The sequence below is a fragment of the Brevundimonas sp. GCM10030266 genome (assembly GCF_042666595.1).
Classification (GTDB): Bacteria; Pseudomonadota; Alphaproteobacteria; order Caulobacterales; family Caulobacteraceae; genus Brevundimonas.
Genome location: NZ_JBHTCY010000001.1, coordinates 1,115,394 through 1,137,985, shown reverse-complemented (window position 1 = coordinate 1,137,985; position 22,592 = coordinate 1,115,394). Strand labels below are relative to the sequence as shown.

Annotated in this window: 21 protein-coding genes; 9 read left to right on the top strand and 12 right to left on the bottom strand. The window is 68.1% G+C overall.

Features of this window, described 5'->3' with window-relative positions; all coding sequences use genetic code 11:
• Positions 1 to 107 precede the first annotated feature (107 nt).
• Positions 108 to 569 (top strand): Lrp/AsnC ligand binding domain-containing protein, encoded by a 462-nt coding sequence (locus tag ACFQQC_RS05890; protein WP_376860588.1) that lies wholly within the window; start codon positions 108 to 110, stop codon positions 567 to 569.
• Between the two features lie 547 nt (positions 570 to 1,116).
• Positions 1,117 to 2,202: a glycosyltransferase family 4 protein gene (locus tag ACFQQC_RS05885; RefSeq protein WP_376860586.1), complete on the top strand. Its 1,086-nt coding sequence runs from the start codon at positions 1,117 to 1,119 to the stop codon at positions 2,200 to 2,202.
• Here the strand turns inward: ACFQQC_RS05885 and ACFQQC_RS05880 are convergent.
• The 6 genes from ACFQQC_RS05880 to ACFQQC_RS05855 form a co-directional block, all read right to left on the bottom strand.
• The gene (locus tag ACFQQC_RS05880) at positions 2,199 to 2,564 is read right to left on the bottom strand and encodes a hypothetical protein (protein WP_376860584.1); all 366 of its coding nucleotides are present in this window, start codon (positions 2,562 to 2,564) and stop codon (positions 2,199 to 2,201) included. The two genes, ACFQQC_RS05885 and ACFQQC_RS05880, sit on opposite strands and share 4 nt — an antisense overlap.
• A gap of 122 nt (positions 2,565 to 2,686) precedes the next feature.
• Complete coding sequence (locus ACFQQC_RS05875; protein ID WP_376860582.1) at positions 2,687 to 3,757, bottom strand: substrate-binding domain-containing protein; 1,071 nt, start codon at positions 3,755 to 3,757, stop codon at positions 2,687 to 2,689.
• A 172-nt stretch (positions 3,758 to 3,929) separates the two neighbouring features.
• Positions 3,930 to 5,324: a dihydrolipoyl dehydrogenase gene (gene lpdA / locus ACFQQC_RS05870; protein ID WP_376860580.1), complete on the bottom strand. Its 1,395-nt coding sequence runs from the start codon at positions 5,322 to 5,324 to the stop codon at positions 3,930 to 3,932.
• 150 nt (positions 5,325 to 5,474) lie between these two features.
• Entirely contained in the window at positions 5,475 to 7,094 is a 1,620-nt protein-coding gene (locus tag ACFQQC_RS05865; protein WP_376860578.1) for a 2-oxo acid dehydrogenase subunit E2, read from the bottom strand.
• Position 7,095: 1 nt separating this feature from the next.
• Positions 7,096 to 8,106 (bottom strand): alpha-ketoacid dehydrogenase subunit beta, encoded by a 1,011-nt coding sequence (locus ACFQQC_RS05860; RefSeq protein WP_376860866.1) that lies wholly within the window; start codon positions 8,104 to 8,106, stop codon positions 7,096 to 7,098.
• 128 nt (positions 8,107 to 8,234) lie between these two features.
• On the bottom strand, positions 8,235 to 9,470 hold the full coding sequence (locus tag ACFQQC_RS05855) for a 3-methyl-2-oxobutanoate dehydrogenase (2-methylpropanoyl-transferring) subunit alpha (protein ID WP_376860577.1): 1,236 nt from the start codon (positions 9,468 to 9,470) through the stop codon (positions 8,235 to 8,237).
• A gap of 147 nt (positions 9,471 to 9,617) precedes the next feature.
• Between ACFQQC_RS05855 and ACFQQC_RS05850 the strand changes: the two genes are divergently transcribed.
• Complete coding sequence (locus tag ACFQQC_RS05850; protein ID WP_376860575.1) at positions 9,618 to 10,106, top strand: Lrp/AsnC family transcriptional regulator; 489 nt, start codon at positions 9,618 to 9,620, stop codon at positions 10,104 to 10,106.
• Between the two features lie 37 nt (positions 10,107 to 10,143).
• Positions 10,144 to 11,073: a pirin family protein gene (locus tag ACFQQC_RS05845; RefSeq protein ID WP_376860573.1), complete on the top strand. Its 930-nt coding sequence runs from the start codon at positions 10,144 to 10,146 to the stop codon at positions 11,071 to 11,073.
• Between the two features lie 187 nt (positions 11,074 to 11,260).
• On the opposite strand, the gene ACFQQC_RS05840 is transcribed toward ACFQQC_RS05845, so the two are convergent.
• Positions 11,261 to 12,610: an alpha/beta hydrolase family protein gene (locus tag ACFQQC_RS05840; RefSeq protein ID WP_376860571.1), complete on the bottom strand. Its 1,350-nt coding sequence runs from the start codon at positions 12,608 to 12,610 to the stop codon at positions 11,261 to 11,263.
• Positions 12,611 to 12,727: 117 nt separating this feature from the next.
• On the opposite strand from ACFQQC_RS05840, the gene ACFQQC_RS05835 reads away from it, so the two are divergent.
• Entirely contained in the window at positions 12,728 to 13,714 is a 987-nt protein-coding gene (locus tag ACFQQC_RS05835; RefSeq protein WP_376860569.1) for an LLM class flavin-dependent oxidoreductase, read from the top strand.
• On the opposite strand, the gene ACFQQC_RS05830 is transcribed toward ACFQQC_RS05835, so the two are convergent.
• From ACFQQC_RS05830 to rpmH, 5 genes are all read right to left on the bottom strand, one after another.
• Positions 13,711 to 14,670, bottom strand: a complete 960-nt coding sequence (locus ACFQQC_RS05830; RefSeq protein ID WP_376860567.1) for an alpha/beta fold hydrolase — start codon at positions 14,668 to 14,670, stop codon at positions 13,711 to 13,713. The genes ACFQQC_RS05835 and ACFQQC_RS05830 overlap by 4 nt on opposite strands.
• Before the next feature lie 226 nt (positions 14,671 to 14,896).
• Positions 14,897 to 15,538 (bottom strand): ribosome biogenesis GTP-binding protein YihA/YsxC, encoded by a 642-nt coding sequence (gene yihA / locus ACFQQC_RS05825; protein ID WP_376860565.1) that lies wholly within the window; start codon positions 15,536 to 15,538, stop codon positions 14,897 to 14,899.
• A gap of 158 nt (positions 15,539 to 15,696) precedes the next feature.
• Positions 15,697 to 17,490, bottom strand: a complete 1,794-nt coding sequence (gene yidC / locus ACFQQC_RS05820; RefSeq protein WP_376860563.1) for a membrane protein insertase YidC — start codon at positions 17,488 to 17,490, stop codon at positions 15,697 to 15,699.
• Positions 17,491 to 17,495: 5 nt separating this feature from the next.
• The gene (gene rnpA / locus ACFQQC_RS05815) at positions 17,496 to 17,885 is read right to left on the bottom strand and encodes a ribonuclease P protein component (RefSeq protein WP_376860561.1); all 390 of its coding nucleotides are present in this window, start codon (positions 17,883 to 17,885) and stop codon (positions 17,496 to 17,498) included.
• Between the two features lie 36 nt (positions 17,886 to 17,921).
• Positions 17,922 to 18,056, bottom strand: coding sequence for a 50S ribosomal protein L34 (gene rpmH, locus ACFQQC_RS05810; protein WP_123288089.1), 135 nt, complete (start codon positions 18,054 to 18,056; stop codon positions 17,922 to 17,924).
• Positions 18,057 to 18,188: 132 nt separating this feature from the next.
• Here rpmH and ACFQQC_RS05805 point away from each other — a divergent pair, with 132 nt between their 5' ends.
• The 4 genes from ACFQQC_RS05805 (at position 18,189) to ACFQQC_RS05790 (ending at position 22,582) form a co-directional block, all read left to right on the top strand.
• Entirely contained in the window at positions 18,189 to 18,911 is a 723-nt protein-coding gene (locus ACFQQC_RS05805; protein ID WP_376860559.1) for a TVP38/TMEM64 family protein, read from the top strand.
• A 40-nt stretch (positions 18,912 to 18,951) separates the two neighbouring features.
• A complete protein-coding gene (locus tag ACFQQC_RS05800) occupies positions 18,952 to 20,412 on the top strand; it encodes a sensor histidine kinase (protein WP_376860558.1) in 1,461 nt (486 codons plus the stop codon).
• 87 nt (positions 20,413 to 20,499) lie between these two features.
• Positions 20,500 to 20,997, top strand: a complete 498-nt coding sequence (locus tag ACFQQC_RS05795) for a hypothetical protein (RefSeq protein ID WP_376860556.1) — start codon at positions 20,500 to 20,502, stop codon at positions 20,995 to 20,997.
• Positions 20,998 to 21,019: 22 nt separating this feature from the next.
• Entirely contained in the window at positions 21,020 to 22,582 is a 1,563-nt protein-coding gene (locus tag ACFQQC_RS05790) for a carboxylesterase/lipase family protein (protein WP_376860554.1), read from the top strand.
• Positions 22,583 to 22,592 lie beyond the last annotated feature (10 nt).

The following is a 22,592-nucleotide window of genomic DNA, read 5'->3' as shown; positions in this document are numbered from 1 at the left end:
GCGCGGATATCCTGTGTGATCGGCCATATATGGCGGACAACTCCGAATGTGCATCGTATGATAGGCCGCACAGCCGAAGAACGTTCGGCCACACAGGTTCTGAACCGATGGAAAATCTGGACGCCGTGGACCGCCGCCTGCTCCGGGCGCTGCAGGAGGACGGCCGTATCTCCAACGCGGAACTGGCCCGGCGGTGCAATCTGTCGCCCGCCGCCTGTTTCGAGCGGGTCCGCCGTCTGCGCGAGAAGAAGGTGATCACCGGCTACGCGGCGATGATCGACCCGGCCAAGGTGGGACGGGGGCTGATGATTTTCGTCGAGGTCCTGCTGGACCGCACCACCGGCGACATGTTCGAGGCCTTCGCCGAGGCCGTGCGCCGCCAGCCCGAGGTGCTGGAGTGCCATATGGTGGCCGGCGGCTTCGACTATCTGATCAAGGCCCGCGTCGGCGACATGGACGCCTACCGCGCCTTCCTGGGCGATGTGCTGGTGAAGATGCCGGGCGTCCGCGAGACCCGAACCTATGCCGTTCTCGAAGAGGTGAAGGCGACGACGGCGTTGCCGCTGTAGGCACCTTGCCTAAGTTTTCACACCGCCTAGTCTCCCGCTCAGGGGGAAATCAACATGAGAACACTCGCCATAGCTACGGCCGTGACACTTCTCACCGGAGGAGTTTCGGGCGCGCAGAACCAAGAAATTCTGATCATGGGCGGAAACAACCAAGACGAATTTCTTGGGTGCCTGACTTGCAGCGAGTACGATGGAAACTCGGTGTGGAACCAGCACTCCCGACATGGTTGGCAGAACCGGTACGGGACATGGAACCGCTACGGCCAACACGCGAGCCGGTACGCTGTCACCTCTGCCTGTAACCAGTACGGCCAGAACGCTCCCGCTCTCGTCGATAGATCAGGCAACTACTACGGTCGCCTCAGTGTGAACCGATATGCCCAAGGCAGTGTCTGCGGCGTCGGCGGCGCTGAACGGATATGCACCGCGCTCAGGGTGATGTGCGCTGACGAGTAGTGTCGCAGTCGCAATCTAACCTCCGTCTCGCCAACGTCATCGCGAAGCGCTAGACCATTCATCCGATCAACGGCGGAGCCTTCCGGCCCTTATGAGAATCGTTCTGGCCACCGACGCCTGGGAGCCCCAGGTCAACGGCGTCGTCCGCACCCTGAGCCGTATCACCGCGGAATGCCGCGCGATGGGCCATGAGGTGGAGGTGATCGAGCCGAGCCAGTTCAAGACCATCCCCTGCCCCACCTATCCGGAAATCCGGCTGGCGCTGGGGGCCGAGGAAGAGATCCGCGAACGCCTGCGCGCCTTCGAGCCGGAGGCGGTGCACATCGCCACCGAAGGGCCCATCGGCATCGCGACGCGCCGCATCTGCGTGGAATGGAAGCTGCCGTTCACGACCAGCTACCACACCAAATTCCCCGAGTATGTCTCGGCCCGGTTCCCGATCCCGGTGCAGGTCGGCTACGCCTATATGAAGTGGTTCCACAAGCCGTCGGGACGGCTGATGGTCGCCACCCCGACCCTGCGCGACGAGCTGACCGCGCACGGCTTCCGCAACGTCTCGCCGTGGACGCGGGGCGTGGACACCGAACAGTTCAACCCGAACCTCGAACGCATCTATGACGAGATGGGCGGCGCCGACTGGCCGCGCCCCTTCTTCCTGAACGTCGGCCGCGTGGCGGTGGAGAAGAACATCGAGGCCTTCCTCGAACAGGATCTGCCGGGCACCAAGATCGTGGTCGGCGACGGTCCGGCCCGCGAGGAGCTGCAGGCCAAATATCCGGAAGCGAAATTCCTCGGCGCCCGCTTCGGCGAGGAGCTGGCGCGCTGCTTCCGCGACGCCGACGTCTTCGTCTTCCCCAGCTGGACCGACACCTTCGGGCTGGTGATCCTGGAGGCCATGGCCACCGGCACCCCGGTCGCCGCCTATCCGGCCCACGGCCCGATCGACATCATCCCCGGCTCGAACGCCGGGGCCATCGACAAGGACCTGCGGACCGCCTGTCTGGAAGCGCTGAAGTGCGACCGGGCCACCGTGCGCGCCTATGCCGAGAAGTTCAGCTGGCGCGCCTCGGCCGAGCAGTTCATCGAGAACCTGCAGCCCTATCCGGAGCCGGACCGCGGCCGCTTCTGGCGCCGCCTGCGCCGGATCGCGCGGCTGCGGCGCAAGGCGGCGGCCTAGAAGTTTCCGACAAAACCGACACGGACAGCGACGAGCGGCTCGGACCACCGCGTCGTGTCGAGATAGCTCTGACCCAGGCCGACCACCGCGCGGCGGCCAAACCCCACGCCTTCCGGGGTCTCTGCCAGGACGCGGCAGTTCTCAAGCCGACCTGTATCAAGCCGGACTTCGCACCCGATCGTCACGTCACCCCGGTAAATGTCCCGGTCCCGCGCCTGGTCCGGGTACTGAATGCCCGGCGGCGTCTTCCAGGGCAGCTGGCCGGCCGTGTGCACCGCTGTCCAGGTGTGCGGCCCGGCCGAATAGGACTGGGGCGGCGACTGCTGGATCAGGGCGACGGCGAATGCAAGTTCAGCGAACATGGGTTCCTCCGTCGCCGATCATGCCGATAAACCGCCCGGGCGCCATACCAAACCCTTGGGACTGAAAAGAAAAAGGCCCCGGATCGCTCCGGGGCCTTTCTGGTTTCAGACGGACAGAAGGATCAGTTGGCCGGAGCCGTCATCACCGTCAGGGCCTGGGCGATGGCGCGTTGGCCGGCCAGTTCGGTTTCCGGCAGCGGCACCAGACCGCGGTCCTGCAGATAGCCGCCGCGACCGGCCGAGGCCTCCGACATGAACTCCATGACGAACTGCTCCAGGCCCGGGGTCACGCCCACGTGCTGCTTCTTGACGTAGATGTAGAGGCTGCGGGCCAGCGGATAGGTGCCGTCGGCGATGGTCTCGACCGAGGGGGCGATGCCGTCGATGGTCTCGGCCTTCACCGTGTCCATGTTCTGCTCGAGGAAGGAGAAGCCGAACACGCCGAGCGACCCCGGGGTGCGGGTCAGGGTCTGGACGATGGCGTTGTCGTTCTCGCCCGAGTCGATCCACATCTGATCCTCGCGCACGGTGTGGGCGATGGTCTCGAAGCGGTCGCCGTCGGCTTCGTCGAGGGCGGCGAGGGCCGGGATCAGCTTGGCGCCGGGCGCCATGCCCAGCTCCAGGAAGGCGTCACGGGTGCCCGAGGTGGGCGGCGGGCCATAGACCTGGATGCGCTGGTTCGGCAGGGCCGGGTTCACCTGGTTCCAGGTGGTGGCCGGGTTGGCGACGAAGGCGCCGTTCGCGCCCGGAACTTCCTTGCCCAGACCCAGATACAGGTCCTGGAGGCGCAGGTTGAAGCTGCTGCCGGTACGGGCGGTGGCGACGACGATGCCGTCATAGCCGATCTTGATCTCGACGATGTCGGTGACGCCGTTCTTCTGGCACAGCTCGAACTCGGACTTCTTCATCGGACGCGAGGCGTTGGCGATGTCCGGGGTCGAGGGGCCTATGCCTTGGCAGAAGGCCTGGATGCCGCCGCCGGTGCCCAGGGCCTCGACGCGCGGGGCGCTGCCGCCGGTGGTGCGCTGGAAGTTTTCGGCGACGCGGGTGGCGAAGGGGAAGACGGTCGACGAACCGGCCGCCCAGATGCCCGAGCGGGCCGCTTGCGAGCCGGGCGCGCCGGCATTGTCGCCACAGGCGCCGAGGGCCAGAAGAGCCACCGCCGAGGCGGCGGCGAGCAGGGTGCGGGTCATCGTCAGTCTCCGGACATTGGATCGGAACAGCCAGTCAGCGCCGCTTAGACCAGAGGATTGTGACGGTTGGGCGAAGGAAGAGGGGCCAGGCTCCAGGGATCAGGTTCCAGGGAGCGGGACTTTCGACGCGGGAAGCCCCCTAAAACCTGATCCCGGGAGCCTAGAACCTCCCTCAGATATGGATCGCATGCCCCAGCGCGCGCAGGGACGCCTCGTGGAAGGCCTCGCCCAGCGTCGGGTGGACGTGGATGGTTCCGGCCACGTCTTCCAGCACCGCGCCCATTTCCAGCATCTGAGCGAAGCTGTTGGACAGTTCCGAGACGTGCTGGCCGACGGCCTGCACGCCCAGCAGGCGGTGATCGGTCTTCGACGCCAGAACCCGCACGAAGCCGCCGTCCTCGCCCGCCTCGATGGCCAGGGCGCGGCCGATGGCCATCAGGGGGAAGACCGCCTGAATGACATCGTCACGGCCCGCCACGTCCTGCGGCCCGAGGCCCGCCGAGACGATTTCCGGCTCGGTGAAGCAGACGGCGGCGATGGTGACAGGATCAAAGCGCTTGTCTTGGCCGGCGATGATCTCGGCGACCACCTCGCCCTGCGCGCTGCCCTTGTGGGCCAGCATGGGTTCACCGGTCAGGTCGCCGATGGCCCAGACGTTCTTCATCGAGGTGGCGCAGCGGTCGTCGATCTTCACGAACGGTCCGGCCATGGCCACGCCCATGTTCTCCAGCCCCCAGCCCTTGGTGCGCGGGCGGCGGCCGACGGTGACCAGCACCTTGTCGGCCTTGATCTTCAGAGCCTGACCATCGGCGCCGGTGACGTTCAGCGCCCCGTTCTCGAAGGAACCGGCCTTGGCGCCGAGGTGCAGCTCGACGCCGTGCTTCTGCAGCCATTTGGCGACCGGCTCGGTCAGGGCCTTGTCGTAGAGCGGCAGCAGGCGGTCGGCCATTTCGACGATGGCGACTTCCGCGCCCAGCTTGCGGAAGGCGATGCCCAGCTCCAGCCCGATATAGCCGCCGCCGACAACGACCAGCTTCTTCGGCACGTCCGGCAGGGACAGGGCTTCGGTGGACGAGATCACGTCGCCGCCGAACGGCAGGAAGGGCAGTTCGACGGGCTCGGAGCCGGTGGCCAGGATGACGTGCTCGGCGGTGATGGTGATGTCGCCATCATCCGTCTTGACCGTGCAGGTCTTGGCGTCGGCGAAGGTCGCCCAGCCCTTGATGACCTTGACCTTGGCCTTCTTCAGCAGGGCCGCGACGCCGTTGTTCAGCTTGCGGACGATGCCGTCCTTCCACTCGACCGTCCTGGACAGATCAACGGCCGGAGCGGTCGCCGTGATGCCCAGGGTGCCGCCGTCAGCGGCCTTGGCCACCGTCTCGAACTTGTTGGCCGCGTGGATGATGGCCTTGGACGGAATGCATCCGACGTTCAGACAGGTCCCGCCCAGCCCGTCGCCGCCGTCCACCAGCACGGTGTCCAGGCCCAGCTGGCCGCAACGGATGCCCGCGACATAGCCGCCGGTGCCGGCGCCGATGATGAGGACTTTGGTTTTGATCTGCTGCATCTCTCTACCCGCTCATCCCGGCGAAAGCCGGGACCCAGTTCCGTCCAGCCTGACGCCGAAGCCTCAGGCCTTTCGCCTCATAAAATCTCCACCCGCTCCATCCCCCAAAGCACTGGGTCCCGGCTTTCGCCGGGATGAGCGAAAGGGGGATCACATCCACAACGTCGCGGGATGCTCCAGAAGCCCCTTGATGCGTTGGACGAAGACGGCCGCGTCGTGGCCGTCGACGATGCGGTGATCGAAGGACGAGGACAGGTTCATCATCTTGCGGACGACCATCTGGCCGTCCTTCACCACGACGCGTTCGATGATCTTGTTCGGACCGACGATGGCGACTTCCGGGTGGTTGATGATCGGGGTGTGAACCACCCCGCCCAGCGTGCCCAGCGAGGTGATGGTGATGGTCGAGCCCGACAGCTCCTCGCGCTTGGCCGAACCGTCCTTGGCCGCACCCGAGACGCGGGCGATTTCCGCCGCCGTGTCGTAGGGATCGCGGGCCTCGGCGTGGCGGACCACCGGCACCATCAGGCCGTTCGGCGTCTGGGCGGCGATGCCCAGGTGCACGGCGGCGTGCTGGGTCAGGACGCCGGCCTCGTCGTCATAGGTGGCGTTGATCTGCGGCTGGTCGCGCAGGGCCACCACGATGGCGCGGGCGATGAAGGGCAGGACGTTCAGCTTGCCCTTGCCGGTCTTCTTGGCCTCGGCGTTCAGGTGAGCGCGCAGCTCCTCCAGCGCCGTGACATCGATCTCCTCGACATAGGTGATGTGCGGAATGCGACGGACGCTCTCGGCCATCTTCTCAGCGATCTTGCGGCGCAGGCCGATGATGCGGACCTCGGTCGTCCCTTCGGCCTTGGCGTAGGTCGAGGCCGACGATCCGGAGACGGACGACTTCGAACCACCGGCGACGAAGGCGTCGAGGTCGGCGTGTTCGATGCGGCCCGCGGGGCCGGAGCCCGGCACGAACTGCAGCTCGACACCCAGATCGCGGGCGCGGTTGCGCACGGCGGGCGAGGCCAGCGGGCGCTGGTTGCGGTCCGACAGGGTGCGCGGCTTGCTGTCGGCGGCGACCGGCGCGGGGACGGGCTTCGGCGCAGCCTTGGCGACCGGCGCCGGAGCGGCCTCGGCTTTCGGAGCCGGTGCGGCGGCCGGAGCAGCGGCGACATTGCCCTTGCCCTCGACCTGGAAGCTGACCAGCGGCCCCCCGACGGGCACCTGCTGACCGGCTTCGCCGTGCAGGGCGACGACCACGCCGGACACCGGGGCGGTGATCTCCACCGTGGCCTTGTCGGTCATGATGTCAGCGAGGATCTGGTCCTCCGACACCGTGTCGCCGACCTTCACGTGCCAGCCGACCAGTTCGGCCTCGGCCGTGCCTTCGCCCACATCGGGCAGCTTGAAGACGTAGTTGGTGCCGGAGACGGGCTGCGCGGCCGGAGCCGGAGCGGCGGCCTTGGGAGCCTCGACAGGAGCCGGAGCGGCTTCGGCCTTGGGCGCCGGAGCCGGTTCGTCGGATGCATTGCCCGCGCCCTCGACCTCGAACTCCACCAGCGGCCCACGAACCGGGACCATCTGACCGGGCTCGCCGTGGATGGCGATGACCTTGCCCGAGACCGGGGCGGTGATTTCGACGGTGGCCTTGTCGGTCATGACGTCGGCGACGATCTGGTCCTCGGCGACCACGTCGCCGACCTTTACGTGCCAGCCGACCAGTTCAGCCTCGGCGGTGCCTTCGCCCACGTCGGGCAGTTTGAAGACGAAACGACCCATCTCAGCGTCCCCCGCTCATGGTGGCTTTCAGGGCGTCGGCCACGCGTTGCGGGCCGGGGAAGTATTCCCACTCGAAGGCGTGCGGATAGGGCGTGTCCCAGCCACAGACGCGGGCGATGGGGGCTTCCAGATGATAGAAGCAACGCTCCTGCACCAGCGCCGAAAGCTCGGCGCCGTAACCCGAGGTCTTGGGCGCCTCGTGCACGATCACGCAGCGGCCGGTCTTTTTCACCGAGGCCTCGATGGTCTCAATGTCCAGCGGCACGAGGGTGCGCAGGTCGATGACCTCGGCGTCCACGCCCGCATGCTCGGCGCCCGCCAGCGACACCCAGACCATGGTGCCCCAGGCCAGGATGGTGACGTCATTGCCCTCGCGCATGACACGCGCCTTGCCGATCGGCTCGACGTATTTGCCGGTCGGGACCTGGGCGAATTCCTGCGTCTTCCAGGGCGACACCGGCTTCTCGTGCCAGCCGTCGAACGGGCCGTTGTAGAGGCGCTTGGGCTCGAAGAAGATGGTGGGGTCGTCGTCCTCGATGCAGGCCGTCAGCAGGCCCTTGGCGTCATAGGGGTTGGACGGCACCACGACCTTCAGGCCGGCGATGTGGGTGAACAGGCTTTCCGGCGACTGGCTGTGTGTCTGGCCGCCGAAGATGCCGCCGCCATAGGGGCTGCGGACGGTGATCGGCGAGGTGAACTGCCCGCCCGAGCGGTAGCGCAGCTTGGCCGCCTCGGAGACGATTTGGTCGTAGGCCGGGTAGATGTAGTCGGCGAACTGGATCTCCACGACCGGGCGCAGGCCGTAGGCGCCCATGCCGATGGCGGCGGCGACGATGCCGCATTCGCTGATCGGGGCGTCGAAGCTGCGGGTCAGGCCATGCTTCTGCTGCAGGTGGTCGGTGACGCGGAAGACGCCGCCGAAATAGCCGGCGTCCTCGCCGAACGACAGGACGTTGCCGTCCTCGGCCATCTTGACGTCCAGGGCCGAGTTCAGGGCCTGGATCATGTTCATCGCCAAGACTTGGGGCTGCACGCCGGAGGTCGGGGCGACCGACTTCGGCGCGTTCTTCTGATCGACCATGTCCGGCTCGACGCCGTCGGTGCGGTCAGCCTCGGTGAAGGTGGTTTGCTCGGTCATGCTCAGACTCCCACCTCGCGACGTTGTTCCACAAGGCGCCAGTCCTCGGTGGCGAAGACCTCCTCGAACATGGTCTTCACGCTGGGGCGCGACTGGCCGAGCGTGCCGATGGCTTCGGATTCCTTACCGGCGGCGCGGACCTGTTCGACCGCGTCCTTCTCGGCCTCTTCCTGCTGCGCGTCCGACCATTCGCCCAGCGCGATCAGGTGCTGCTTCAGGCGGTCCACCGGATCACCGAGCGGCCATTTCTCATGCTCGTCGCCCGGGCGGTAGCGGCTGGGGTCGTCCGAGGTCGAGTGCGGGGCGCCGCGGTAGGTGAACAGCTCGATGACCGTCGCGCCCTGATTGGTGCGCGCCCGCTCCTCGGCCCACTTGGTGGCGGCCCAGACGGCGAGGAAGTCGTTGCCGTCCACGCGCAGGGCCGGAAGGCCGTAGCCGATGGCCTTGGACGCGAAGGTGGTCTCCAGACCGCCCGCGATGCCCATGAAGGACGAGATGGCCCACTGGTTGTTGACGACGTTCAGGATCACCGGCGCGCGGTAGACTGCGGCGAAGGTCAGGGCGTTGTGGAAGTCGCCTTCCGCCGTGGCCCCGTCGCCGATCCAGCTGATGGCGATCTTGTCGTCACCCTTGTAGGCGCTGGCCATGGCCCAGCCGACGGCCTGCGGCACCTGCGTCCCGAGGTTCCCCGAGATGGTGAAGAAGCCGTACTCCTTGGACGAGTACATGATCGGCAGCTGGCGGCCTTTGATCGGGTCGGCGGCGTTCGAGTAGATCTGGTTCATCATCTCGACCAGCGGATAGCCGCGCGAGATCAGCAGGCCCTGCTGGCGGTAGGTCGGGAAGCCCATGTCCTCGCGACGCAGGATCATCCCCTGCGCGACCGCGATGGCCTCCTCGCCCGTGCACTTCATATAGAAGCTGGTCTTCCCCTGACGGTGGGCGCGGTGCATCCGGTCGTCGAAGGCGCGGGTCAGGATCATGGCCTTCAGGCCCTGACGCAGGGTCTCCGGGTCCAGATTCGGATTCCACGGCCCGACGGCCTTGCCGTCATCGTCCAGCACGCGAACCAGCTGGAAGGCGTGGTCGCGCATTTCGTAGGGCGTGGAGGCCACATCCGGGCGATCCACCGCCCCCGCCGCGTCAAAGCGCAGGTGGCTGAAGTCGGGGGCGTCGCCCGGACGGCCCGAAGGCTCGGGCACGCGCAGAGACAATTGGGGCGTATTGGGCTTCTTCATTCCGTCCTGCCGTCCGGTTGATCCGAGCGCGTTTTCCTCAGTCAGCGATCTAGCACGACCCCGGCGCCAAGGCTCGCTCGATTTTGACCTTGCCTTGTGCTGATCGCGGGTATTTTATTGCGCCATAATAATAAGTGGAGAAACGCATTGGCCGAAGAGCTGGATCCCGTCGACGCCCGAATTCTTGACATCCTCCAACAGGATGCCGGCCTGTCGGTTGCCGAGGTCGCCGACCGCGTGGGCCTGAGCGCCTCGCCGTGCTGGCGCCGGATCAAGAGGCTGGAGGATACGGGCTTCATCCGCAAGCGGGTGACCCTGCTAGACGCCGACAAGCTGGGCCTGGACTTCGAGGTCTACGCCATCGTCAAGCTGAGCCTGCCGTCGAGCGAGAACCTGGACACCTTCGAGGCCGCCGTCGCCCACTGGCCCGAGGTGGTGCAGTGCGCCACCATCACCGGCCGCGAGGACTATGTGCTGCGGATCATCACGTCGGACATGCACGCCTTCGACAAATTCCTGCGTGAAAAGCTGCTCAGCCTGAACATCGTCTCGGACTGCGAAAGCCACATCGTCACCCGGGGTGTGAAGAATGTGACCGCCCTCCCCCTTGGCATCGTGACCCCGCACGTCGGATAGTGGCGGCCGGCCCGAAGGCTGGCCGGGGGACACTGACATGATCGAACTGGTGATCGACGCGCGCCGCAAGGACCTGGGCGGGTTCGAGGTCGGCCGCGTGCTGCCCTTCCATTCGCGCCGGATGGTGGGCCCCTTCATCTTCCTGGACCAGATGGGCCCGGCCGAGTTCGCGCCGGGGGCCGAGGCCATCAATGTGCGGCCGCACCCGCACATCGGCCTGTCGACCCTGACCTATCTGTTCGAGGGCGAGATCATGCACCGGGACAACACCGGGGCGACCCAGGCCATCCGCCCGGGCGAGGTGAACTGGATGACCGCCGGCAGCGGCATCGTCCACTCCGAGCGCACCGATCCGCTGAAGAAGAGCCAGGGCGGGGCCATGCACGGCATGCAGGCCTGGGTCGCCCTGCCGACCGAGCTCGAAGAGACCGCGCCGGCCTTCCATCACTTCGGCGAGGACGGTCAGCCCGCCTATGAGAACGGCGGCCTGTTCGCCCGCCTGGTGGCCGGCGAGGCCTATGGCGCCAGGGCCTCGGCTCCTGTGTCGTCGCCGCTGTTTTACGTTCACTGGGAACTGGCTGAGGGCGTCCGCACCGCCCCGCCCGCGGGCAAGGGCCCCGGCGGTTACTCGGAGCGCGCCCTCTATGTGGTGAAGGGCGAGATCGAGGTCGGCGACCGGACCTTCCATGAAGGCCAGATGATCGTGCTGGAGCCGACGGCCGAGCCGACCATCAAGGCCATTCGCCCCTCGTCGGTCATGGTGCTGGGCGGCGAGCCGGTCGGCCCCCGGGTTATCTGGTGGAATTTCGTCTCCTCGTCGCAGGAACGGATCGATCAGGCCAAGGCCGACTGGAAGGCCGGACGCATGGCCCTGCCGGCCGAGGACGATCTGGAGTTCATCCCCCTGCCCGACGTTCCCGCCACACCGGAGCCGGCCCCGAAGCCGGAACCGACGCACCCGGTGTAGATTTCGCTTTCGTCATCCTCCGGCGAGCGCAGCGAGACCGGGGGACCCAGCGGCGCGCGTGAGCGCGAAGCTGCCGGGAGCACTGGCGCTCAAACGTCGTTCTTTAGCTTTTCGCCGCCGTCGCGGCGCCGCTGGGTCCCCCGGTCGCGCCGCTCCGCGGCTTGCCGGAGGATGACGACGGCAGGGCTCAGAGCCCGTTCTTCGCCGCCACCCAGTCGACCACGGTCGAGATCGCCTCGGGCGCCAGGGTGGTCTCGATGGCGGCGTACTCCTGCACGGAGCCCGTCTGCGCCGGCTGGAGCAGGTGGTTCAGCCCGGGCAGGATGACGATCTCCGCCTCCGGCCTGAAGGTCCGCAGGGGCGGGACGTTCTGGTCCGGCGACACCTGCAGATCCTTGCTCCCGTAAACCGCCAGCATCGGCACGCGCACGGCGCGCAGCGAATCCGCCGGATTGTGCACGACCAGCCAGCGATACCAGGCCGTGCTCATCTGCGCCCCGGCGGCGGCGGCCTGCCGCTGCGGCTGGCCCACCCCGACCAGAATGGCCTCGACCTCGCGGGCGACGGCGGCGGGATCTTCCGCATTGTCGGCGACGGCGCGCATCAGGGCGGCCTGGACGACACCCCCGGCGGCGACCTGTTCGGCCGGGAGGCCCGAGGCCAGCCCCATCAGGCGGACCTGTTCCTCGACGACGGCGCCGCCCGGCACGGTCGGGCCGGCCAGCGTCACGATCCAGGCGACGGGCGCACCCTCCTGCGCCGCCAGAGGGGCGACGATGCCGCCCTCGCTGTGGCCGATCAGGCCGATGCGGCTCCGGTCGATGTCCGGTCGGGAGGCGAGGTAGTCCACGGCGGCGCGAACGTCGGTGGCGAAGTCGGCGCTGGTCGCGGCGGCGAAGCTGCCCGTCGATCCGGCCACGCCCCGGTCATCATAGCGCAGGACCGCCACGCCCCGCTTCGTCAGGGCGTCGGCCCAGACCGCGAAGGGCTTGTGGTCCAGAATGGTCTCGTCGCGGTCCTGCGGCCCCGAGCCGGTGATCAGCACCGCGACCGGGAACGGCCCCTCGCCCTGTGGCAGGGTCAGGGTCCCGGCCAGACGGACGCCCGGCGCGGCGGGGTTGTCGAACGCCACCTCCTCGCTGCGATAGGCGAAGGGCGGTTGAGGCGTCTGGGGCCGGACGGGACCGGCGGCGATCTCGCCCCGTTCCATCACCAGCGGCGCGGTCATGCCCCCCTGCGCCAGGGCGCCGGTCAGGCTGCGGCGATCCTCGGACAGCTGCCCCTCGAAGCGACCGCCGATGACCGGCACGATGAAGCGCACCGTGCGTCCCTCGACCGCCGAGGTGGCGGCGATGCCCCGCGCGCCCTGATCGGGACTGTCCATCGTGGTCGTCCCGTCGGCGGCGACGTTGAAGACGATGCGGATCGACTGGCCTCCGACCGTGATGCGCCCTTCCCAGGCGCCGCTGATGTCAGGCGCAGCCTGAGCAGGCGCGACGGCCACGGCGACAGCGAGGATCGGCGAAAGAATGGTCATGGGGCCCTCCGTAATTTCAACCTAGGCGGCGAGACCTCCACAGCCAAGGCGGTACAGCGCCGCAATCCGCAACCGCGCAGGACTTGAATGCCCGCCGACAGACCCGATCTGTCGGCCATGACCGCTTTCTCCGTGCTCGACCTGTCGCCCATTGTGGAGGGCGGCGACGCCCGCCGCGCCCTTCTGGAAACTGCCGAACTGGCGAAGACGGCCGAACGGACCGGCTTCAACCGCTTCTGGCTGGCCGAGCACCACAACATGCCTGGCATCGCCAGCGCGGCGACGGCGGTGGCCCTCGGCTTCGTCGCCGGCCAGACCGAGACCATCCGCGTCGGCTCGGGCGGCATAATGCTGCCCAACCATGCGCCGCTGGTGGTGGCCGAACAGTTCGGGACGCTGGCCGCCCTCTATCCCGACCGGATCGACCTGGGTCTGGGCCGCGCGCCCGGCACCGACGGCGAGACAGCCCGCGCCCTGCGCCGCTATTTCGACGCCGCCGACCAGTTTCCGCGCGATGTGCTGGAACTGCAGCGCTTCCTCGACGATCCGATCGAGGGCCAGCGGGTGACCGCCTGGCCGGGCGCCGGTTCGAAGGTGCCGGTCTGGCTGCTGGGCTCCAGTCTGTTCAGCGCCGAACTGGCCGCCCATCTGGGCCTGCCCTTCGCCTTCGCCAGCCATTTCGCCCCGGAACTGCTGTTGCAGGCGCTGGAGACCTACCGCGCTGGCTTCCGCCCGTCGAAACAGCTGGCCGAGCCCTATTCGATGGCCGCCATCAACGTCTTCGCCGCTGACAGCGACGCGGAGGCGAAGCGCCTGTCGACCTCGATGCAGCAGTCGTTCGCGGCGGTCGTGACCGGCAAGCCCGGCAAGCTGAAGCCGCCGGTGGACGACATCACCACCGTGCTGGACGCCCGTCAGATCGCGGCGGTCGAGAGCCGCCTGACCTATGCCGCCATCGGCGGGGTGGAGACGGTGCGGACGAAGCTGGCCGAGTTCATCGCCGCGACCAAGGTGGATGAGGTCATGGTCACCGGCATGATCCACGACCTGGAGCCTCGCCTGCACAGCCTGGAGGTGACGGCGGAGGCCATCGCCGGCCTCTAGAGCCCGCGCAGGAACTCCAGCAGCCACCCGTTCACGACCTCGGGCCGCTCCTGCTGGATCCAGTGACCGGCGCCCGGCACGACCACCTGTGAGCGCAGGTCCGGGACCAGCTTGGCCAGGCCCGCCTCGTGCTGGCCGGAGTAATGCCGCACCGGATCGCGGTCGCCGACCATGAAGGCGCCCGGCACGCGCACCTGCGCATCCTGCAGGAAGGCCGTCAGCGACCAGTTCTGATCGATGCAGCGATACCAGTCCAGCGGCGCGCGGAACCCGCCCGCCTCGAACGCCGCGACATATTCGGCGAAATGCTCGGCGCTCATCCACGGCGGCAGGGGCGCGTCGTCGGGAACGGTGGAAATGAAGGTCTCGCCCGGCTGGATGAAGCCGGTCGACTGCAGCTCGGGCGGAGTGGCGCCGTCATAGGCCCAGAAGCCTTTGCGGAGGCCCGCCTCGACATCGACCTCGAAGATCGCATGGGCGTCCGGCGCCTGGAACTGGTTGATGTAGAGCTCCCCCAGCCCGGCCCGCTTCGAGATCGCCGCCATGGCCACGGTCGGCGGCCCCTTGGCCCGGCGCGGCTGCAACGGCACCGACAGGCAGGCGACGGCGGTGAACACATCGGGCCGCATCAGGGCGCAGTGCCAGGCCACCGGCGCGCCCCAGTCATGGCCGACGACGGTGCAGGTCGAATGCCCCAGCGCCCGCACCAGATCGACCATGTCGCCCACCAGATGCAGGACCGAATAGGCCTCACGCCGTTCCGGCTTGTCGGTCCCGCCATACCCCCGCATGTCCGGCGCGACGGCGTGATAGCCGGCCTCGGCCAGCGCCTGAACCTGCGCGCGCCAGCTGATCCCCAGTTCGGGGAAGCCATGGATGAACAGCACCAGCGGCCCGTCCCCGGCCTCGTGGATCTGTTGGCGGATGCCGTCGGTCTGGATGTGGCGTTGCTGCATGGGTGCACCGGATCACTTGCGGAAGGATCGGGCAAGCATCTCCTCCCCGTCGCGGTCCGCGATGGGGAGGTGGCTCGGCGGCGATCAGCCGACGAGACGGAGGGGGCGGTGCAGATGGGAAGGGATTAGGGGTCGATCGTCAACAACCTGAGCCGCCCCCTCCGTCACGCTTCGTATTCGAAGCGCGACACCTTCCCATTCGCAACGCGAACGGGGAGGAGAAGTGTCAGAGCGTCACGCCCGTCGTGCGCATGATCTCGGCGCGCAGCTCCGGCATGCCCTCGCCCTTCTCGGACGAGGTCACGATCACCGCCGGGAAGGCGGCGGGGCGTTTGGCGATGGCCTTCAGGGTGGCGGCGGCGACCTTCTCGCCCTCGCCCTTCTTCAGCTTGTCGGCCTTGGTCAGGATGATCTGGTAGCTGACGGCGGCCAGATCGAGGGCGTCCAGCGCCTCGGTGTCCACCGACTTCAGGCCGTGGCGGCTGTCGATCAGCAGATAGACCCGCTTCAACGTCACCCGGCCGCGCAGATAGTCGCGGCCCAGATCCTGGAACTTCTTCACCGTCGACTTGGACGCCTTGGCCCAGCCGTAGCCGGGCAGGTCGACCAGACGCATCTTGCCGTCGAGATCGAAGAAATTGACCTCGCGCGTGCGGCCGGGCTCGTTCGAGGCCCGAGCCAGCTTGTGCATGCCGACCAGCCCGTTGATCAGGCTGGACTTGCCGACGTTCGACCGGCCCGCGAAGGCGATCTCGGGCAGATCCGGATCGGGCAGTTGCTCGATCTTGGCGCAGCCCATGACGAAGGTGGCCTGACGCGCAAAGAGAATGCGCGCCTGCTCCAGTTCTTCCGGCGAAAACTCGTCCATGATCCCAATATCCCGCTCATCCCGGCGAAAGCCGGGACCCAGTCCTGTCCAGCGAAACGCCGACGCCACAGGACTGGCGATGATCCTTACATGATCCCCCTGCGCTCACCCAAGGAACTGGGTCCCGGCTTTCGCCGGGATGAGCGGACGGGAGAGGCTCAGGCCTTCTTGAACCGGGCCAGGAAGGTGTCGATCGGGTTCTCGGCCTTCAGGCGGTGCATGATGATGTACTGCTGGAAGATGGTCAGCACGTTCGACCAGGCCCAGTAGATCAGCAGGCCGGCCGGGAAGGTGGCCATGATGAAGGTGAAGACCACCGGCATGAACTGGAAGATCTTGCGCTGGATGGGGTCCGGCGCCGGCGGGCTCATGGCCATCTGCAGCCACATGGTCGCGCCGTAGACGATCGCCAGGATGCTGAGCGCGAAGGTGCCGGCCAGATAGGTCCCGATCAGCGGCACCGACGCCGGATCCCACGGGATCAGGCCGTACAGGTTCCAGATCATCGTCGGATCCTTGGCCGACAGATCCTGCAGCCAGCCGAAGAAGGGCGCGTGACGCATCTCGATGGTCACGAACAGCATCTTGTAGACGGCGTAGAAGACCGGGATCTGGAGCAGCAGCGGCAGACAGCCCGCCAGAGGATTGATCTTTTCCTTCTGGTAGAGGGCCATGACCTCCTGTTGCTGCTTGGGCGCGTCGTCGGCGTACTTCTTCTTGATCTCCTCCATCTTGGGCTGGAGGTTCCGCATCTTCGACATGCTCTCGTAGCTCTTGTTGGCGAGCGGGAACATGACGAGACGGACCGTCAGGGTCAGCAGCAGGATGGCGACGCCGAAGTTGCCGACGAGGCCGTAGAATTTCTCAACCAGCCAGAAGATCGGCTGGGTCAGGAAGAACAGGAAGCCCCAGTCGATCGCATAGACGAAGCGCGGCAGGTCCAGGCTCTTCTCGTAGCCCTTGAGGATCTCATTGCGCTTGGCGCCGGCGAACAGGCGGGTGGTCTCGGTGATGGTGGCGTTCGGCTGGATGGTCCGCGCCTCGCCGACCATGTTGGCCTGGTGAATGTCAGCATGGGCCGCGTCGACGACACGGAAAGCGCCCTCGATCTTTTCATCCTGGCTCGGGATCAGGGCCGCCAGCCAGTATTTGTCGGTGATGCCCATCCAGCCGCCGGTGGAGGTGTGCTCCTGGTTCGGCTTCTTGGCCCAGGCGCCGTACTTCAGTTGCTCGGTCGAATAGCTTTCACCGTCGCCGAAGGTGCCGATGGCGCCCTCGTGCAGGACCTGGTTCTTGCCGAGGTCGTCCGGAATGCCTTGGCGCTGGATGCCCGAGACGGCGCTCAGGGTCACAGCGCGCGGGCTGAAGTTGGCGACCGTGTCGGCCACGGTGAACATATATTCGGCGTCGACCGAGATGCGGCGGGTGAAGCGCAGACCCTCGCCGTTGTCCCAGACCAGGGTGATCGGGGTGGTCGGGGTCAGGACCGTGCCCTGGGTCAGCTGCCAGGGGGTGTTGGCGTTCGGCACGCCGCCCGGAATGTTCGGGCCGCCCCAGGCGAACTGGGCGAAGAAGGCGTGGCGCATGCCCTCGGGGCGGAACAGCTCCACCGCCGGCGAATCCTTGTCGAGGGTCTCGCGGTAGCGGGTCAGGAACAGGTCATCGATGCGCGACCCCTTCAGGGCCAGCGAACCGGTCAGGGTCGGGGTCTTGATCTCGACCCGCGTGCCCGTGCCCAGCGCCGTCCGGCGATCGTCGATGAAGGTCACCGGGGCGGGGCCGCCGGCGATGGCGTCCGACGGCGCGTTCGCGGCCGTGCTTTCAGCGACAGCGCGGCGGGCCTCTTCAGCCTTGCGCTGCGGACCGACGACGAAGACCGAATAGAGGGTCACCATGATCGCCGCGAGCACGAAGAAGATGATCGTGTTGCGGCTGTTGTTCTGAGGGGGCATGGAAGTCAGGAATCCTGGCCGGCTGGCGCGGGCGTCGAGGGCGCGTGCTTGGGCGCCGACCGCGGGGTCGCCAGCCTTGTAAGCGCCGATTTCACATCGTCAAGCAAACGGTCCCAGTCGCGGTCGGGCGTCCCCATGCGCGCGATGAAGACATAGTCGCTCCCGGCGACGCCGAACTGCGGCGCAAGCGCACGGGCGGCCTCGCGCAGGCGGCGTTTGGCGCGGTTGCGAATGACCGCGCCGCCGATCTTGCGGGTGGCGGTGAAGCCGAGGCGGATCGAGGCGTCGCCGTCGGCGCGATCCAGTCGCTGAACGACCACCGCGCCACGGGCCTCTGAAACGCCTTTCGCGGCCGCCAGAAACTGGGGCCGCGATGTCAGGCGACTGATTTTCATATGATCGCCCACGCGCTCGCGCAGAGCGCTGACGACTTAGGCCGTCAGGCGCTTGCGGCCCTTGGCGCGGCGGCGCTGAACGATCTTCTGACCGTTCTTGGTGGCCATCCGCGAACGGAAGCCGTGACGGCGCTTGCGCACGAGTCGCGACGGCTGATAGGTCCGCTTCACGGTCGGCTCCTGAGTTAAATGAATACGAGTGCGACGAAACGCGTCCGCCGCAGGAAGGGCGGGCGTATAAGGGGACGATCCGACGGAGTCAACGCCGTAGCGCCCATCTGATCGTGGCTGTACGGAGAGAAAATGGCCCGCCTGAAGCGCTTCCTGCCCCTGATCCTCCTCGCCGCGGTCATCGCCCTGATCTTCGGCATGGGTTGGAATCGCTATCTGTCGCTGGACACCATCCGCGATCACGGGGCCGGATTCCGGGCCTTTACGGCCGAGCACTATATAGTGAGCCTGCTGCTTCTGATGGCGCTGTTCACCGTGCTGACGGCCAGCGTGGTGCCCGGCGTCTTCTTCGTGACCATCACCGCCGGCTATCTGTTCGGGCCATGGGTGGGCGGGATCGCCACCTCCATCGCCGCCACCCTGGGCGCCCTGATCGTCTATGGCGTGGCCACCTCGGCGCTGGGGCGCAGCCTGCGGGAGCGGGCCGAGCGCAATCAGGGCCTGATGCAGAAGGTGTGCGTGGCCATCGACAAGGACACCTTCTGGTATGTGCTGGCCAGCCGGCTGGCCGTGGTCGTGCCCTTCCACATGATCAACATCGCCGCCGGGATGATGACCGTGCGGCTGCTGCCCTACACCATCGCCACCGTCATCGGCCTGCTGCCGGCCCACACCATCTACTGCTGGATCGGGGCCCGGCTGAACACCCTGCTGGCCGAGAACCCGAACCCGGACTTCCAGGCGCTGTTCGCCCAGTTCTGGGCGCCGATGACCGGCGTCTTCGTGCTGGCGGTGGTGCTTCCGTTCGCATTGAAGGGCATACAGGCCCTGCTGGGCCAAAAGGCCGCGACGTGAGACAAGCAGCCGTGACGCCAAGCCTCGCGTTAGGGGGAGAATGACGCAGACGCGCGCCCTTCTGAGCACGGTCCGCAAGGGACTGCGCGTGCCCGCCGACTGGCGCGAGCGCGTGCGTTTCCATGCGCCGGACGGGCTGTCGTGGCGGTTGCTGGCCCTGACCTTCCTCTTCGCCGCCTCGGTCGAGGTGCTGATCGTGGCCCCCAGCGTGGCGGGCTTCCACGAGCGCTGGCTGCTGGACCGGCTGCAATCGGCGGAACTGGCCTCGGTCGGCGTGGAGGCCCTGCCCTATTCCGCGGTCGAGGATGACACCGCCGAGCAGTTGCTGGCCATCGGCGGGGTGCAGGCCGTAGTCGTCGGCGATCAGGGCGTCCGCCGTCTGCTGCTGCAGGCGCCGAACCTGCCCCGGACGCCGGACCTGATCGACCTGCGCAGGCCCCGCCCGGTCGCGCGCCTGATGGATCCCTGGCAGACCCTGTTCGGCCACCCGGACCGCTCCATCCGCGTGCAGGCCCGCCCACGCTACCGCTCCGGCGACTTCATCGAGATCCTGGCCCCGGCCCAGCCGCTGAAGGCCGAGCTGAAGACCTATCTGCGCAACAGCCTGCTGACGTCGCTTCTGGTCTCGCTGGTGGCCGGGGGCCTGCTCTACGCCGGCCTGGCCTTCCTGGTGCTGCAGCCGCTGCGCCGGGTGACCCGCTCCATCGAACGCTTCGCCGAGGACGCCGAGGCCGAGGGGGATGCGCCCAGCCAGCGGCAGGACGAGATCGGCCGCGTCGAGCGCGAACTGGCCCGGATGCAGGAAGAAGTTCGCCACTCCCTGCGCTCGCGCGCCCGTCTGGTGGCGCTGGGCGAGGCGGTGGCCAAGATCAATCACGACCTGCGCAACATGCTGACCTCGGCCCAGATGGCGTCGGAGCGGCTGGCCGATTCGCCCGACCCGGCCGTGGCCAAGGCCCTGCCGCGGCTGGAACGGGCGCTGGGCCGCGCCGCCGCCCTGTCGCGCAATGTGCTGGAGTATGGCCGCAGCGAGGAGCCGCCGCCGCAGAAGGTGCGCGCGCCCCTGTCCGCCGCCCTGACCGTCGCCGCCGAGGACGCGGGCCTGTCGCCGGACGGGGTGAAGCTGGTGAAGGCCCTGCCCGCCCGCTTCAATGTCCATGCCGACCCGGACCAGCTGTACCGCATCCTCGTCAACCTGCTGCGCAACGCCCGGCAGGCGATCGAGGGCGACACGGCCCGCCCCGGCAAGCAGGGCACGGTGCGCGTGTCGGGCTCCACCGACGACGGCGATTGCGTGATCCTGATCAGCGACGACGGCCCCGGCATTCCGCCGCGCGTGTCGGACCGGCTGTTCGAGGCCTTCGTCAGCGGCAAGGCCTCCGGCGGCAGCGGCCTGGGCCTGACCATTTCGCGCGAACTGGCGGCCAACAACGGCGGCGGGCTGACCCTGATCGAGACCGGCCCGTCCGGCACGACGTTCGAACTGCGGTTTCCGAACTGAGCCAAATGCGGGCGACGGCGTTATGCCTCGCGCAACGCCCGAAAACGGTTCAGCTTGTTCGGGACGTTTCTCTCAAGGAGACCTGACATGATCCGAATGCTGACCTGCCTCGCGGCCCTGGCGCTCGTCGCCGCGCCCGCCTCGGCCCAGCAGACCCGCCCCGCCGGCACGCCGCCGGTCGGCGCCCCGCTTCCCCAATCCGAGCCCATGCCGGCCCCGCCGCCGACCGCCGCGCCCGCGCCCGGCTCCGAGGAATGGCTGCGCCTGCGCGGCGAGACCTATCACTCGGCCCCGGAGTCGGCACAGGACCCCGCCGAAGTGGCCGCGACCGCCAGGCTGAATGAAGGCATCGTCGCCAACAATGAGGCCGCCGAAGCCGCTGACGCCGCCGACCAGATCCGCTTCGAGACCGAGAGCCAGCGCTGGCGGGACGAGACCGCCCGCGCCGAGACCGCCCGCGTGGAGTGGGAGGCCAATGTCGCCGCCGCCAACGCCGCCCAGGCCCAGTGGGACCGACAGCGCGCCGACTATGAGGCCCAGCTCGCCGCCTGCCGCGCCCGCGGCGGCTGCCGCACCCCGCGCTAGCACACCGGGCCCGGGGGGCGAGGTGAGCGATCAGGGACTGACACGACGCGGCCTGGGGCTGACAGCGGGCGCCGCGACCGTCCTCGCGGCGGGCGGCGTTCGGGCGCAGGCTGATGGGCCGATGGTGCAGACGCTGTACGGGCGGTTGCGGCTGTCGCGTGAAGGACAGGTGTGGACCGGCAAGGGCATTCCGTACGGCCAGGCCGAGCGTTTCCGCCGCCCCGTGCCGCCGGGTCCGTGGTTCGGGCGTCTGGCGGTGGATCGTTACGGCCCCGCCTCGCCCCAGCGCGGCGCCGAGCCGTTCCAGTCCGAGGACTGTCTACGGCTCAACGTCTGGACTCCGGCGGCCGACGACGCCGCGCGTCCGGTGATCGTCTATATCCACGGCGGGGCTTACTCGACCGGCTCCGGCTCCAGCCCCATGACCAACGGCGCCCGGCTGGCGGCGCGGGGCGATGTCGTGGTGGTGACGGTGAACCACCGGCTGGGACCGCTGGGCTATGCGCCGCTGGCCCGGATCGCGCCGGGGTTCGAGGACAGCGGCAATCTGGGCCAGCTGGACCTGATCCTGGCGCTGGAGTGGGTGCGGGACAATATCGCGGCCTTCGGCGGCGACCCGGCCTGCGTCACCCTCGTCGGCCAGTCGGGCGGCGGGGCCAAGATCGCCACCCTGATGGCCATGCCCGCCGCCGTCGGCCTGTTCCACCGCGCCGTGACCATGAGCGGTCAGCAGGTCACCGCCTCCGGTCCCCTCAACGGCACCCGGCGTGGACAGGTCTGGCTGGAAGCGCTGGGCCTGACGCCGGACCGGATCGAGGAGGTGCGCACCCTCCCCGTCCAGCGCCTGATTGAGGCGGCGGGGGCCACCGATCCGATCCTGGGCGGCTCCCTTTATTTCGGCCCTGTGCTGGACGGGCGCAGCCTCACCCGCCACCCCTTCTGGCCCGACGCCCCGGGCCAGTCGGCGGCCATCCCGATGATGATCGGCAACTGCCGCGAGGAGACCCTGGCCTTCCTCGGCGACGATCCGGCCAACGTCGGCCTGACGTGGGAGAGCCTGCCCGGGAAACTGACCCCGTCCCAGATGCGCATCGACATCGCCCCTGAAGAGGTCGTGGACTGGTATCGCCGCGAACATCCGGAGCTGTCGCCCGATCAGGTGCTGATCCGCGCCACCACGGCGGCGCGGTCATGGCGGGCGGCGGTGATCGAAGCCGAGATGCGAGCGGCGCAAGGCTCGCCGGCCTTCGTCTACCAACTCGACTTCCCCAGCCGCCGGACCAACGGGCGGACGGGGGCCTACCACACCTCGGACATCCCCCTGATGCTGGACACCGTCGAGGCCGAGGGCTCGGGCGCCGCCGGGCCGGCGGGCCAGGCGATGGCCGACCGCATGGCCGACGCCCTGCTGGCCTTCGCCCGCACCGGCGATCCGAACCACCCGGGCCTGCCGCGCTGGACGCCCTATTCACTGGCCCGCCGCGAAACGATGGTGCTGGACCGGACATCCCGGATGGAGGACGATCCACGCGGGGACGAGCGCCGGTTCTTCGGACGTATTCCGTACATTCAGCCGGGGACTTGAGGGGGAAACA

What these genes read in the sequence shown, in the direction of transcription:
- ACFQQC_RS05795 (WP_376860556.1), top strand. Translation starts at nt 20,500, where the DNA reads ATGATCCGAATGCTGACCTGCCTCGCGGCCCTGGCGCTCGTCGCCGCG.
- ACFQQC_RS05860 (WP_376860866.1), bottom strand. Translation starts at nt 8,106, where the DNA reads ATGAACATGATCCAGGCCCTGAACTCGGCCCTGGACGTCAAGATGGCC.
- ACFQQC_RS05890 (WP_376860588.1), top strand. Translation starts at nt 108, where the DNA reads ATGGAAAATCTGGACGCCGTGGACCGCCGCCTGCTCCGGGCGCTGCAG.
- lpdA (WP_376860580.1), bottom strand. Translation starts at nt 5,324, where the DNA reads ATGCAGCAGATCAAAACCAAAGTCCTCATCATCGGCGCCGGCACCGGC.
- ACFQQC_RS05845 (WP_376860573.1), top strand. Translation starts at nt 10,144, where the DNA reads ATGATCGAACTGGTGATCGACGCGCGCCGCAAGGACCTGGGCGGGTTC.
- ACFQQC_RS05805 (WP_376860559.1), top strand. Translation starts at nt 18,189, where the DNA reads ATGGCCCGCCTGAAGCGCTTCCTGCCCCTGATCCTCCTCGCCGCGGTC.
- ACFQQC_RS05840 (WP_376860571.1), bottom strand. Translation starts at nt 12,610, where the DNA reads ATGACCATTCTTTCGCCGATCCTCGCTGTCGCCGTGGCCGTCGCGCCT.
- yidC (WP_376860563.1), bottom strand. Translation starts at nt 17,490, where the DNA reads ATGCCCCCTCAGAACAACAGCCGCAACACGATCATCTTCTTCGTGCTC.
- ACFQQC_RS05830 (WP_376860567.1), bottom strand. Translation starts at nt 14,670, where the DNA reads ATGCAGCAACGCCACATCCAGACCGACGGCATCCGCCAACAGATCCAC.
- ACFQQC_RS05865 (WP_376860578.1), bottom strand. Translation starts at nt 7,094, where the DNA reads ATGGGTCGTTTCGTCTTCAAACTGCCCGACGTGGGCGAAGGCACCGCC.
- ACFQQC_RS05835 (WP_376860569.1), top strand. Translation starts at nt 12,728, where the DNA reads ATGACCGCTTTCTCCGTGCTCGACCTGTCGCCCATTGTGGAGGGCGGC.
- ACFQQC_RS05885 (WP_376860586.1), top strand. Translation starts at nt 1,117, where the DNA reads ATGAGAATCGTTCTGGCCACCGACGCCTGGGAGCCCCAGGTCAACGGC.
- yihA (WP_376860565.1), bottom strand. Translation starts at nt 15,538, where the DNA reads ATGGACGAGTTTTCGCCGGAAGAACTGGAGCAGGCGCGCATTCTCTTT.
- ACFQQC_RS05855 (WP_376860577.1), bottom strand. Translation starts at nt 9,470, where the DNA reads ATGAAGAAGCCCAATACGCCCCAATTGTCTCTGCGCGTGCCCGAGCCT.
- ACFQQC_RS05880 (WP_376860584.1), bottom strand. Translation starts at nt 2,564, where the DNA reads ATGTTCGCTGAACTTGCATTCGCCGTCGCCCTGATCCAGCAGTCGCCG.
- rnpA (WP_376860561.1), bottom strand. Translation starts at nt 17,885, where the DNA reads ATGAAAATCAGTCGCCTGACATCGCGGCCCCAGTTTCTGGCGGCCGCG.
- ACFQQC_RS05875 (WP_376860582.1), bottom strand. Translation starts at nt 3,757, where the DNA reads ATGACCCGCACCCTGCTCGCCGCCGCCTCGGCGGTGGCTCTTCTGGCC.
- ACFQQC_RS05800 (WP_376860558.1), top strand. Translation starts at nt 18,952, where the DNA reads ATGACGCAGACGCGCGCCCTTCTGAGCACGGTCCGCAAGGGACTGCGC.